Source organism: Calothrix sp. NIES-3974 (genome assembly GCF_002368395.1).
Taxonomy (GTDB): Bacteria; Cyanobacteriota; Cyanobacteriia; order Cyanobacteriales; family Nostocaceae; genus NIES-3974.
Map to the genome: position 1 here is coordinate 3,329,842 of NZ_AP018254.1, position 13,500 is coordinate 3,343,341.

8 protein-coding genes are annotated in these 13,500 nt (G+C 38.6%); 4 read left to right on the top strand and 4 right to left on the bottom strand.

Features of this window, described 5'->3' with window-relative positions; translation table 11 throughout:
- Positions 1–505 precede the first annotated feature (505 nt).
- Both CDC37_RS13340 and tsaE read right to left on the bottom strand, forming a co-directional pair.
- Positions 506–2,752 carry an IMS domain-containing protein gene (locus CDC37_RS13340; RefSeq protein ID WP_096626191.1) on the bottom strand — a complete coding sequence of 749 codons (2,247 nt, stop codon included), beginning with the start codon at positions 2,750–2,752 and terminating at the stop codon, positions 506–508.
- A 1,968-nt stretch (positions 2,753–4,720) separates the two neighbouring features.
- On the bottom strand, positions 4,721–5,197 hold the full coding sequence (tsaE, locus tag CDC37_RS13345; RefSeq protein ID WP_096622454.1) for a tRNA (adenosine(37)-N6)-threonylcarbamoyltransferase complex ATPase subunit type 1 TsaE: 477 nt from the start codon (positions 5,195–5,197) through the stop codon (positions 4,721–4,723).
- Positions 5,198–5,906: 709 nt separating this feature from the next.
- Here tsaE and CDC37_RS13350 point away from each other — a divergent pair.
- On the top strand, positions 5,907–7,490 hold the full coding sequence (locus CDC37_RS13350) for a B12-binding domain-containing radical SAM protein (RefSeq protein ID WP_096622456.1): 1,584 nt from the start codon (positions 5,907–5,909) through the stop codon (positions 7,488–7,490).
- Positions 7,491–7,573: 83 nt separating this feature from the next.
- Here CDC37_RS13350 and rplI read toward each other — a convergent pair whose 3' ends face one another.
- On the bottom strand, positions 7,574–8,032 hold the full coding sequence (gene rplI, locus CDC37_RS13355; RefSeq protein WP_096622457.1) for a 50S ribosomal protein L9: 459 nt from the start codon (positions 8,030–8,032) through the stop codon (positions 7,574–7,576).
- Between the two features lie 164 nt (positions 8,033–8,196).
- Positions 8,197–8,970, bottom strand: coding sequence for a hydroxyacylglutathione hydrolase (gene gloB / locus CDC37_RS13360; RefSeq protein WP_096622459.1), 774 nt, complete (start codon positions 8,968–8,970; stop codon positions 8,197–8,199).
- Between the two features lie 822 nt (positions 8,971–9,792).
- On the opposite strand from gloB, the gene CDC37_RS13365 reads away from it, so the two are divergent.
- From CDC37_RS13365 to CDC37_RS13375, 3 genes are all read left to right on the top strand, one after another.
- Positions 9,793–10,017, top strand: coding sequence for a hypothetical protein (locus tag CDC37_RS13365; protein ID WP_096622460.1), 225 nt, complete (start codon positions 9,793–9,795; stop codon positions 10,015–10,017).
- A 420-nt stretch (positions 10,018–10,437) separates the two neighbouring features.
- Positions 10,438–11,607: a glycosyltransferase family 4 protein gene (locus CDC37_RS13370; protein ID WP_096622461.1), complete on the top strand. Its 1,170-nt coding sequence runs from the start codon at positions 10,438–10,440 to the stop codon at positions 11,605–11,607.
- A 29-nt stretch (positions 11,608–11,636) separates the two neighbouring features.
- Positions 11,637–13,466, top strand: a complete 1,830-nt coding sequence (locus CDC37_RS13375; protein ID WP_096622462.1) for an ABC transporter ATP-binding protein — start codon at positions 11,637–11,639, stop codon at positions 13,464–13,466.
- Positions 13,467–13,500: the final 34 nt, after the last annotated feature.

Here is a 13,500-nt window from a genome sequence, read left to right on the forward strand (position 1 = left end):
TTGCATTTTTATTCATTTAAATAACTAATCAATTAAGCGAGAAATTGAAAACCCTGCGGTTTTATTCCAGGGATGAAATCTTCCGGAAGGCTTTTAACTAATTTGTAATTTGTCATACCCGCTACATAATAGCCTACATAACTTTTGGAGTTGACACTTAACACTCAACAGTTAACTAATTAATTACGAATTATTAATTACGAATTCTGGAGGGGTGACAATCTAGCTTGAAATGTTTATACAGCAAGGATTATAGAATAGCGTTCGCGAAGCGACTCCTACGGAGTATCACCCTAATTATAAAACTAAATTCAGAGCCAAGTTCAACGGAAAAATAAGGCTTTTGCCCAAAGCTTATTAATAATAGAATCAATAAAGCCGGAAAATGTAGTTTATCTTTTGATGGCAAACTGGCTTAAAACTATTGCTGTATCATAGTTTCAGAAGTTTTCGTCACCCCCCAGTTACGAATTACGAATTACCAATTACGAATTATCCCCAGACCCTAATTACTAGAAACATTACTTAGCAAGGACATCTCCCGAATTAACCACGTACCTTCCTTGCGTACCAAAGTATAGCGCACCTTAACAGTCTCATTATAACTTCGATTTTGCTGCTGGTCGTTAGCATAAAAATTGGCGGATTCTTTTACCGTTGCTTCCACTGCGGCATTATCTAAATCTTTATCACTGACTTCCAAATTGTCAAGACTGACAAATTCATGGCTATACTGACGATAACGATTGGCATTTTTTTCCTGTACTGCCAAGTTATACCAAAACTTCAATGCCGAACCCGTAAGAATAGTTTTTAAGCTCTCAACTTCGTGGTTCGGTCCCAAGGCGGCTGATTTTGCTGTTAACCAAGCTTGTACCACATCAATAGCACTTTCTTGCGTCAACTTACCTTGGGGATATTGGGGTTGACTATCCGGTTGAGGCAATTCCAAGGGGGGTTGATTGAGGGAAATGTTTAACTGCTCTCCTGTTAACTGGGGTGCAGGGTTAAACAGGTTTTTCAGCCAACCAACGGTAGTACTCAATAACAACCACAGTACAATTAAACCAGCAACCGAACCTAATCCCATCCACAGTAATTTAGTTCTGGCTACTAGGGAAGAACGTTTAGTCGCACGGCGACGGGTTTTAACTCGTCGCGGACGGGGAGGAGCATCCATGACGCTAGTTGTCCCGTAGGTATTCGTAGATAGGGGTTTTTGTCGTCGGCTTTGATGTTGACTTGGGTTTTCGGGGATATTCGTCTGGAGGCTTGGGGATTGCGGATGCGGATATCTGTGGGAATTTTCTCGGTAAGGTTTTAATTCGGTTAGTTCTGGTGGCAAAGGGGAATTGACACCGGAATGATGGGATTGTGCTTGTCTGTCATCGCGATTAAAGTCAACTGTTTTTACCTTTGTTGTTGTCGAAGAAGGGGATGGAGGTGGTGCGGTTTCGCTGTCGTTGGGTAAGGCTTCTAAGTAGGATTGGACTTGTGGATCGGCGAAATATTCCTTAAGGGAAGCAGTATGGGAAGTTAAATCGCGAAAATGGGGGAAAACATCATTTTCTAACCACCTTTCGCAGTATAAACACAATCCTGGCAGCAAATCGGGGGAATTTTGCGAATTTTCGCGGATAAATGCTAAAGCTTCATATTCTTGGCTTAGTTCCAAGGCTCGACTTGCTGGCTCTGTCTGTCCTAATAGTAAGGCACAAAGAGACTGTTCGAGATGGACATCCTGACGTTTTCCTAGGGTTAGCAACATCTGTTTCGCTTGACGAATCAGGGCGGGTTGACGTTGACTAAATCCCTGTGCTATCAATGCATAGACTGCTAAATAAGTCGCAACTGCCGATGGTCGTTTACTCTCTGCAAGGAATAACTTTTGTTGCTCTGCTACCGTCAGGTGATTCCTGATTTGCTGGATAAAGCGCAAAAAATCATCAACATTCAGTCCAGAGTAATCTTGTCCCGAACCATCTAATCCTCCCCGTTGATCTAAAATCTCCTGCAATAGTTGTAAACCCTGTTGGCGATCGCCAACTTTTTCTGTGGGTAAGGCAACTAATTCCAGAATTCGGTAAGGACGCAGACGGTATAAATCGGCACGGATTTCCGCTTGCACGTTAGGGAATAAATTTTCCCGCGCTAATAATTCTTCACCCGTTTGCAGGGATACGGCGGCATTTTCGTAGTTCCCCTGTTGCCATTGTTCCCGTCCTAACTCCAAACAAGCCAAGGCAACGGTGAGTACAATATCGGGATGTTCTGATACATCTGTATCTATTATGGCTGGATCTGCGTGACCACTGTGACCGTTATGGTGATTTTGACCGCGATTAATTAAGTAGGGGTGACCTAATTCTAAAACCTGTTCGTATTCACCCAACTCTTGCAGAATCAGCAAAGCCCCAACTAATTCTTCGGGTTTAATTTCAATACTTAATGATTCGCGATCGCTCCTTTGATGATCATCAACTCGATCTTCCACAGCGATCGCACCTTCATGCCCACCTTCGGGAGCATAGGCATGGTTTAAATAAAGACGGTCATAGGCTTTGCGTTCTTTCGGATCAGATAATACCACGTAAGCTTCTTCTATGAGTTGTTTGCGAGATGTAATGGCAGCGTGAGAATATTCCCGACGCGGCATTTGCTGTCGGCGATCACTATAGGCTTGCCGCAATTGCTCTTCACTTGCGGCCAACGGTAATCCTAAAATTCGGTAGTAATCAAGCGGAATTCGCACTGTCACTTCCCCTGGAGCGCAATCGACATAAATCACCTACGAGTGTGCCAAACTATCTTTAACCGTGCCATAATCATAACTTGGATGTCAGGCTCTATGGTTAGGTATAACAACAAGTTTATTGCATTCTGTTAACGATACAACTTCAGTGTTATACATCAACCCGTTTTCGCTATATCATTACTTTGTTAACCATTGTTAGATTCGATCGCTCCAGATATATTTACACTAGATAAAACGTTTAAACAACACAGAGAGCAGGAAGTAGTTGCTAGTTAGTAGGGAATAGCAGACAGTAATGTTCCTTCCATTGGCAGTAGGAATATTCTGAATCAGCATAGGGATTTAGGAACCAGTCAGTAGTCAGTAGAGAACAGCTTACAAGTGAGAATACTAGTATATGCTGATTTCATCTATGGAGAGATTGATTCTTCACATTCCTTAGAGGCTGACAAAATACTTTCCCACAAGTCCAGATTTAGATGAATAGGTGGTTGGAATGTTCCCCCTATCGCAGATTTTATCACCCACAATATAGCTTCAATTAAACCTCTTGCTGATTTTCTGTGCGTAACACATTAAATGCTTGGGTATTAAAGCTACCACATAATCCCAGTCAATGATATGTATTTTCCCCTAGTGCCATCTCCAAATCGATGAAGATACTAAATTCAGCCTTTTTCCCTGGAACTACCAAGCAAGTAACTGCATTTTTTTTACTCAACCTTATTCCCCATATGTACTTGTTAACAAAACAAATCGGCGAAACGGATTATACTACGCTTCCCCTAGTTTGACAAGTCTACAAGTAGAAAATATCACTAGCTGTTCGGTAGTTTTCGATTAAGGGTGAAAGGAAAGGGGTAAAACAAGATTTACGCCAACCACCAATCACCAACAAGAATTATGTTTCCCGTATCTTTTATTGACGTTGAAGCTTAAATTCGACTTAATAGATAATTCATGCAGATTTTATCTTTATCTCTTATCAATATTCTTTAGGATATAGGAGTCATATTTGATTTCTGTTGGTTTAGCCTGCGCTTGCGCTGAAAAACTCAGTCCTTTGTTCCCTGCTGACGCAAGCTATCTAAATATTTAAACCGAATTGCGATAGGATCTAATTGATTTTTTCCCGTTGAATTAGTGAGCATCACCATTTTTATTTGTATTTTGTAATTTTTTCTGATTTTTCTGTGTGTAGCACTGTATATCCCCATCCCCGCAAAAACACTCTCCGGAAAGGAACGGATATGCGTGAAATACTGATTTTTTTCTATTTACGAGCAAATACGCATGTTGAAGTTTTTGTGATATGCCAAACTGAACGAGAAATAGATACGAAATCAGTTTGATTAACTTATCGAAAAAAGAGAATTATTTCTGCTAATTTCGGAATAAACATTAATCAAACATTGGATATATTTTGGTTGCTTAATCTGCTATTGATAGCTAGATAAAAGTTCTGATTCATCTATGTATACCTCAATTATAATTGTTTTTAGAACTTTTTCTTAATAATTTAAAAGACCCTGATGCCAATGGTTAATATTTCCCGTAACTCATATGATTAATTCTCCATGACGAGGATGTCAACAACTATATTTATTTCAGATAAAACAGGTGGTAAAACAATGGTGAAAATCAATTTTATCGATAACGAACGTGGTAGCGGTAGATTAAATCTTGATTCAAGATTAAAAAAATAGTCTGGACGGGACAATCAGTTCCGATAAATTCGACAGTCCCCCAAAAATCGGTTTTTAAAAATAAATATCTGTAAATAAAAATATCTGTAAATATGGGGAGAGACGCGATATATCGCGTCTCTACGCTGAATGATTGGTTACATGGTGGTTTTATGTTTAATTGCACCTACCTACTTATCTGCGCCACATTTGTTGACGGTTGAAGCTTGACAGTCAACCACCCCAGCAAATGATGATACTGTAAATGGGTATTCTACGATTATTCTCGGTTCAAGGATTGGAGAGCGATCGCTAATTGTGGTTCACAAGCGAATTGACATGTTGTCAACTTTGCCCAACGTCCCACTGTGTCTGTATAGGTCAACTCGATTTTTAAATAGGATTCTGGTAAATAGGGCAAATGTTCTGCCCATTCAATCACCATTATCCCCGGAGGGATTTCCACCCCTTCCCAATAGGATTCTAAATATAAACCAGCTACTTCCTCTGGTTTTAAGCGATATAAATCTAAATGGTAAAGGGGAATTCTTCCTTCCTCGTACTCGCTAATTAAACTAAATGTCGGACTGACAATCGCCTCCTCTAAACCTAATCCGCTTCCGATTCCCTGAACTAGGGTCGTTTTCCCTGCTCCTAGCTCCCCCTGTAAGAGAATCACACTTCCCGGATTTAGGGTTTGACCGAGTATTACCCCAAATTGACGGGTGGCGTTTTCGTCTGGTAAATATACTTTCATTCCCACACCGATTACACTCTATAAAATTTACTTATCTATAGTGCTAGTTTAAATTGCGATCGCTTCAATATTGCGCAATCTAGTAAATTGGCAAGTGATGAATGATTGCAAATCAGTTACATAGAGTTACAAATCGTAATCTCCGATAGTAAAAAAAAGATTAATTTAGAAACTAAGTAGATACAAAAATCATGCAATCAACTTTTTGATCAAGGGATTGGAGATTTGAGATTTATTCAACGGTCTCAATCGAAATCTTGCACCTTGTTCAAATAGGTGTGTGTGAGCAAATACTAATAGCCAAAAAAATCTGGTTTTTCATAGGGGTTTGTAATTGATTGGCGAAGGTCTATTGGGATTTTAATCTAGTCAAGTTAATGATAAGACAGCAGGATTCAATAATACAGGATTAACAAGTCAAAAGATAAAAATGGAAAATAAAAATAAGTTAAAAGAATTCAAAAAATTTTGCTTTTTAACTTGTTTTGTCAAAGCCATTTTGAACAAGATTTAACAATTTAAATAACCATCTCCGAAAAAAAACTGAAATCTGCTGTCCTTTTCAAAAAGAAGGGTCTTCCAAATCTATAAACTAAACTCTCTTAATACCATAGCCTGATTTTTGCGCAATATTTTGAGAACGCATACAGGATAGATTCTGAAGTGTGATTTTTTCACAAAAAAATTTTTTAATAAATCTCAAACAACAATGAAAGCTTTACTTATCTGGCCGATTTTACCCAACTCCTTCTGGTCATATCAAGAAACATTAGATATGGCTGGTTTGCGCTCCACAAATCCACCTCTAGGTTTAATTACGGTTGCGGCGATGTTACCCGATGATTGGGAAATTCGCTTAATTGACCGCAATGTGTGTCTGGAAACAGAAGCAGATTGGCAGTGGTGCGATATGGTAATTATATCCGCCATGATTATCCAAAAACAGGATTTTCAAAATTTAATTAAAACTGGTGTCAACAAAGGGAAAAAAGTTGCCGTTGGGGGGCCATTTCCCACTTCTATTCCAGAATTTGCCCTGGATGCGGGTGCGGATTATTTAATTTTAGATGAAGGGGAATGTACGATTCCCATGTTTTTGGAAGCCTTAGCAAAAGGTGAAGAAAAGGGTATATTTCGGTCAGTTGAAAAACCTGATGTGACACAAACACCGATACCTCGCTTTGATTTATTAGCACTCGATGCCTACATGGCTATCACCTTGCAATTTTCCCGTGGTTGTCCGTTTCAGTGTGAATTTTGCGATATTATTAATTTATTTGGACGTAAGCCACGTACTAAAACCCCTGAACAAATGTTAGCAGAATTAGAAGTTCTGTATCGCCTGGGATGGCAACGTTATATATTTCTCGTTGATGATAATTTTGTTGGCAATAAACGAAATGCCAAGTTGTTTTTAAAAACCTTAATTCCCTGGATGGAAGCACGGAACTATCCCTTTAGTTTGATTATAGAAGCATCCTTAAATTTGGCAGAAGACCAGGAATTAATGGAACTGATGGTGAAGGCTGGTTTTACAATTGTCTTTCTGGGGATTGAAACACCGGATGTGGATAGTTTAATTGGTATTAACAAAGAACAAAACACCCGTGCTTCATTAATTGAATCTTGTCGGAAAATAACCCAAGCTGGATTACAAATTATGTCCGGTTTTATTATCGGTTTTGATGGCGAAAAAAGTGGTGCTGGTGCGCGAATTCAAAGTTTTATTGAAGAAACAGGTATTCCCCAAGCCCATTTAAGTCTATTACAGGCTCTACATGGTACACAAATGTGGCAACGTTTACAACAGGAAGGACGGTTATTAGATGGATTAGGAACAGTCTACCAAGGGGCAATTATGAACTTTATGCCCACACGTCCAATCGCAGAAATTGTGCAAGAATATATTAATTGTTTCTGGAGTTTATACGAACCGATTCCCTATTTAAAACGTACATTTCGTCATTTCCAAAATATTAATCCCCAGCGACCAAAAATCAATCGCTCCATTACTATCCACGAACTCAAATTCTTCACTAATTTGTGCTGGAGACAGGGAATTAAACGCAGTACTCGCTGGCATTTTTGGTGGCAACTTTTGATAATGCTGACACAAAAGCCGCGTCTTTGCTATGATTACCTAGTTGCTTTAGGGATAGGCGAACATTTTTTCAGTTTTCGCCATGTCGTCAAAGCTAAATTGTTAGAACAATTAGACCAATTACAACTAGAACCATCTATTCAACCTGAAAGTTGGACTGAAAACTTTTTAAAAACCGCCACCTCTGGATAATATACCCATCAAATTAGCCCAAAATCAACAGAGACGTAAAATACTACGTCTCTGTTGATTGCATCATCCAAAATGCCAAAAATCTAGCTAGCCACAACTTGAATATTAATCTTGGCGGTGACATCTGTATGCAATTTAACCGATGCTTGATATGTACCTAATTGACTGACATCAGGCATATCAATCCCTCTACGGTCAATTTCGATCCCAGTAGCTGCTTTGATGGCATCAGCAACGTCTTGGTTTGTCACCTTACCAAAGATTGCCTCATTTTCACCAACCTGCATGGCAATACTGTATGCAGAAACATTTTCCAAGGTTGCTTTTTGTGCTTCGGCTTGTTGCTTTAACTCCAACTGACGTTGACGCTCGATTTCCCGACGACGTTCAACCTGTTTGAGCAAACCAGGGGTGACATGGCTTGCTAATTTTCTGGGAATTAGGTAATTTCGGGCATAGCCAGGTGCAACTTCAACTAAGTCACCATACTTACCCAATTTACTCACATCTTGGTTTAAAACTAATTGTACGCGTTTGGCCATCGTTTTTCCTGTTGAATTCTATATCTTCCCCACCCGTGAAGAACCACTCCCATGTGAGGGGAAATAATTTCTGTGCGTTCACTAAAGCTTACAAATCGTAGCGAATTATTGAGTGCGATCGCAACCCCAAGGTAAATAAACATTGATTTTATCCCATTCTCGACCTAAAACTTGTCCTTGAGACTTCTGAGTCGGGCGAATGTTTGTATCGGTTCAGAGCTATTCGTAGCAATTTGCAAAGCTGGTGTATCCCAGCGCAAAAATGGATTAGTTCTTTTTTCTAAACCCATAGTGGAGGGGATAGTTGCTTCGTCCCGTCTGCGCATTGCCTGCACTTGATGAAAACGTTTTAGCAAATCAATGTTCTCCCCATCTAGGGTACAAGCAAATTGTAAATTTTTCAGTGTGTATTCATGGGCACACCATATTCTGGTATTGTCTGGTAGAGAGCGTAATTTCGATAAAGAATTTACCATTTGTGCAGGAGTTCCTTCAAATAAACGTCCGCAACCCCCTGCAAATAAAGTATCTCCACAGAATAATTCCCCCCATTCACCTTCCGTAACCGGGGGAAAATAGTAGGCAATGTGAGCGCGGGTGTGACCAGGGACAAATAAAACCAAGGCTTCCCGATTTGCAAAAGAAATGCGATCGCCGTCTTTTAAAAATACTTGTTGTCCGGGAATACGTCCTTGATCAGCTTCTCCACCGTAGACTGTCAAATTCGGGAAGCGATTGAGCAAAGCTTGATTTCCCCCCACATGGTCATGGTGATGATGGGTATTAAAAATAGCAATCAATTCCGCACCTAGCTGGTCTAGTTTCTTGACAACGGGTACAGCTTCTGCGGGGTCTACCACTGCGGCAATTTTCTGCACCGGACAATGTAAGAGAAATATGTAATTATCTTTGAGTGCAGCTAGCCGTATTATTTCCATTCACCTTACCTCAAAAGAGCGTCATCATGCACTATTGGTGTTTTTCACCTCCCATATCTCCCATTTTAAAAGCAGGAAACTTGACCGAGACCACTACAACATATAAAATTTTCATGACTTTAGTTGGCATGATTACAAAAATTATACAATTATCCCGATTGATACGTGTAAGTAACTAGGAAATTTTATACATTTTCCCCAATAATCAGTAGTTTTTCCCTGGAACGTCTAAGGAATACAAAGTTAGATTGATTTTGTTCGTTAAATATAAAAAGATACTTAAAACTTTTTATATGACAGACTCGATAGCAGTCCTAAATATTTTGTAAAATTTTGGATACTTTTGAGAGCTTATGCGATATTTGCATCGTCTGTAGATGCAAGGCTAGGGATGAAAAGTATCTCCTGATTTTTACGGATTAAATTAGGGCTGTGAGCATAAAACCATCATTATTTGCTCAAATAAAGTTGACAATACCTGGAACATCATTCAATTTGCGATTCTCATCAAAAATTGATGAACACGTTCCTGCCAATAAGGATTAAGTTGGGAATTACAGTAGCAAATATGTTCAGTTTTCACAATATTTGACAATAATTTATCATCTGTTGTTTCCATCTGTAAATCATCCGAGATTAAACAATTTTAAAATTGAAATTTGAGATTCTTTCCCTAGATAAATCTGGGGTTTGTAGCATCGAGGAAATATTGGCTGTCAGGTATTCCTTCGTGATCACCATCAAGATGATTGCTGGCAACTTGAGCAAATATTCTGTATTCATAGCTGCATCTACCTATTTTTAAAAATTTAATTTGAGAAAATGAGTTATCATTCATTTATGTATACTGCTCTTGACTACAAACTCGAAGCCAAACTCAAAAAAATTGTTGATCGAATTATTTTCTCCGCAAAAATGAGTCCCGATGACCACAAGTTACTTCTATCTAGTTTAGTCAAAGGAAGAATTAGTGAAGGTGAACGTCGGCAGATCAATAGGATTTTTGATTACATTCAGACTGGTAATATCAAACTAGTCGGTTGGTAGCTTATTAATCTAACTCTAGATGAGGACTTTAGCACAGTGAAGCCTAAAGTCCTTAGTGTTTAAAATTTAACTTTCAGTAAATTTGCGTAGCTCAAAAAATATTTGCGATCGCAAACTTATAATCATAGGTGTTTTTACCCTAGAAGGTATTAGTTATTCAAGTTAAATTATTAGTGTTTAATATTAATATATATCTGGGGCATATACTCGACCGGTTTCATAGATTTTTAGACTTGTACTTAATTAATCAAAGCCGCATTTCTCACAAAACCCTCACACCCATAGGGATAGTCCGTACAGACGACCCGTCGGGTGTAGAAGGAAAATCAATCCGTTACTCAAGGTCTACAACTTACTTATGAGAAATTCTGGCAAAGACAAGTTCAAAATCCTATCATAAAATCTACGGTAAAACTGAGAGTGAAAGTTTCAATTATTGTGAGTGATATATCAACTGCTGGTGCAGGAAGATGGGGAGGAGCAGTCCGCTCATTCTTACTTGCAAAAGCACTGCGTCAGCTAGATATTCAAGCTGAAATATTTGGTTTTTTATTTGGAGAAGAATCACAGGAACTGGCTAAATTAGACATACCAGTTCACAGTTTTCAGGGAACTTATTATCCACAGTTTTTGAGTTCCGTATCTCAAGCTTTAAAAAAGATTGACGGTGATGTTATTTATGCCATGAGACCAAAAGCCACAACTTTTGGTTTATCGCTTTTATATCGTTTGAAAAATCATCGACCAATCATTTTAGATATTGATGATTGGGAATTAAGTTGGCATGGTGGAGATAAATGGCAGTATCAACCATCATTAAAACAGCTGACAAAAGATATATTAAAACCAGATGGTGCATTGCGACATCCAGACCATCCTGTTTATATCAATTGGATGGAAAAAAATGTTAAATATGCTAACTTGATTACGGTACATACTAGATTTTTACAAGAAAAATTTGGTGGGGTGTATATTCCGAATGGTAAGGATACAGATTTATTTAATCCCGACCTTTATCAACCAGAAATTAGTCGCGAACGCTATGGATTAAAGGGATATCGAGTCTTAATGTTTCCTGGTGCTCCCCGACCCTATAAAGGGGTAGAAGATGTTTTAAAAGCTTTAGAAATTTTAAATCAACCTGATATTCGTCTAGTGATAGTCGGTGGTAGTCCCTATGATGATTACGACCAAAAATTAAGGGAACGTTGGGGTCAATGGATAATTAAGCTACCGAAATTTCCCGCAAAATTAATGCCAGAAATCGTTGCAGCAGCTGATATTATCGTTGTTCCCCAAAGAAATACCCCCGCAGCTTTAGCCCAATTTCCCCTGAAATTGACCGATGGTATGGCAATGGCTAAACCAATTTTAGCCACAAAAGTTGGTGATATTCCAGAAATTTTAGGGGAAACAGGTTATTTGGTGGAACCAGAATCACCCCAGGAAATAGCCCAAACAATTAATGAAATTTTTGCGAATTTAGATGCTGCTAATCAGAAAGGGAGAAAAGCTAGAGAAAGGTGTGTGCAATACTATAGTATTACAGCAATGTCAGAGACGTTATCTGAAGTAGTTGCTCGGTTGTGAAAATTATAAATATTCCTAGTATAAATCTAATGTTCAAACAAAATCTATTTTTTCAATTTCTGAAAAAGTATCCAATTCTGATTATTGCGGCTATCATTTTAGGATTTTCTGGTGCTTTATTTAATGGTATTAGTACAGCATTAATTGTACCTGTAATCCTGAAAATTGTTGGTCAAGAAGTAGATTTGAGGGATTCTCCCTCCTTAATCAAAGCCATAATGGCTCCCTTCGATGACATTGATGAACAATATCGAGCAATGGTCATGTCAGGAGCAATTATTTTGACATTACTGTTGAAAAATATGGCATCCTATGCAAGTGCGATCGCAGCTGGTTCTTTAAAAAGAAAAATCGCAACACAAATGCGAGAAGATGCAATCGATATGTTAATGAGTGTTGATATAAATTACTTTGCCAAGAGTAAACTTGGTGATTTAATGAATCGCTTTAACGGGGAGATACCAAAAGCTGCAACCTCTTTGAGTAATTTTGTCCGTTTAGTGACACTATCGATTACGATTTTAGTATTTTTAAGCATTTTATTATCAATTTCTTGGGAATTAACCATTTGTTCGACAATTCTTCTGTCTCTGGTTACAATTGTTAATCAATATCCCATCTATCGCTCTCGCTCACTAGGAAAAGAGCTTTCTGAATCATCCAAACTACTGACGAATTCAATGATAGAGACTATATCGGGAATTCGGATTATTAAGGGTAATACCCATGAGGAGATTACCAAGAAAAAAATAAATAGTTTGGTACAGAGAAAGGAGGACGCTGAATATAAATCACAACTGTTTGCTGAAATTATTGCTCCTAGTGGTGAGTTTGTCGGTATTGTTGCCTTAATTTTAATTGTATTTATTGCTAGATTTATATTTGCTGACCGCATTGCTTCCCTATCAGCTATTTTACTGAGTTACCTCCTAGTTTTAATGCGCTTATTACCATTTTTATCGCAGTTGAATAATTTGCGAAGTACCTTTGCAAATAATGCTGCTGCGGTGGATTTTGTCGTTGATTTCCTGCGTCGTGATAATAAACCTTTCATGGGAAATGGTAATATTCAACTTCCAGAATTACGGGACAAAATTGAATTTAAGGATTTAATCTTTAGCTATCCAGGACAGGAAAAACAGGTATTAAAAGGGGTCAATTTAACTTTACCCAAGGGGACAACTTTGGCTTTAGTTGGTAGCTCCGGAGCAGGTAAATCCACCTTAGCAGACCTATTACCACGCTTTTATGAACCGGATTCCGGTTGCATCATGATTGACGGAATCGACCTACGGGATTATGACATTAAATCTGTCCGGGAAAAAATGGGAATCGTCAGTCAAGACACTTTCCTATTTAACGATACCGTCTTGAATAATATCGCTTACGGACGACCAGGAGCAACTGAAGACGATGTAATTCAAGCAGCACAGCGTGCAAATGCATACGAATTTATTGTCAAACTACCCCAGGGATTTGCAACTATAGTCGGCGATCGCGGGGTGATGTTATCAGGAGGACAGCGACAACGGATTTCCATTGCAAGAGCATTGTTACGCGACCCAGAGATATTGATTCTGGATGAAGCGACCAGTGCTTTAGATACGGTTTCCGAACGTTTGGTTCAACAAGCAATCGATGAATTGAGTTGCGATCGCACTACTCTAGTGATTGCACATCGACTTTCGACCATTAAGAATGCTGATCAAATTGCAGTCATGGATCAAGGACGGGTGGTGGAATTAGGAACCCATGATGAATTATTGGAAAAGGGTAGTTACTATTCCCGTTTGTATTCCATGCAGTTTAGTGAAGATGGTAATAATTCCGTATCGGAAAAGTTAGTGGTTAATGGTTAGAGAATAGATTTATTTCAAATCAGCGAATTTAATT

What these genes read in the sequence shown, in the direction of transcription:
- tsaE (WP_096622454.1), bottom strand. Translation starts at nt 5,197, where the DNA reads ATGAAAGTATATTTACCAGACGAAAACGCCACCCGTCAATTTGGGGTA.
- CDC37_RS13350 (WP_096622456.1), top strand. Translation starts at nt 5,907, where the DNA reads ATGAAAGCTTTACTTATCTGGCCGATTTTACCCAACTCCTTCTGGTCA.
- rplI (WP_096622457.1), bottom strand. Translation starts at nt 8,032, where the DNA reads ATGGCCAAACGCGTACAATTAGTTTTAAACCAAGATGTGAGTAAATTG.
- gloB (WP_096622459.1), bottom strand. Translation starts at nt 8,970, where the DNA reads ATGGAAATAATACGGCTAGCTGCACTCAAAGATAATTACATATTTCTC.
- CDC37_RS13365 (WP_096622460.1), top strand. Translation starts at nt 9,793, where the DNA reads ATGAGTTATCATTCATTTATGTATACTGCTCTTGACTACAAACTCGAA.
- CDC37_RS13375 (WP_096622462.1), top strand. Translation starts at nt 11,637, where the DNA reads ATGTTCAAACAAAATCTATTTTTTCAATTTCTGAAAAAGTATCCAATT.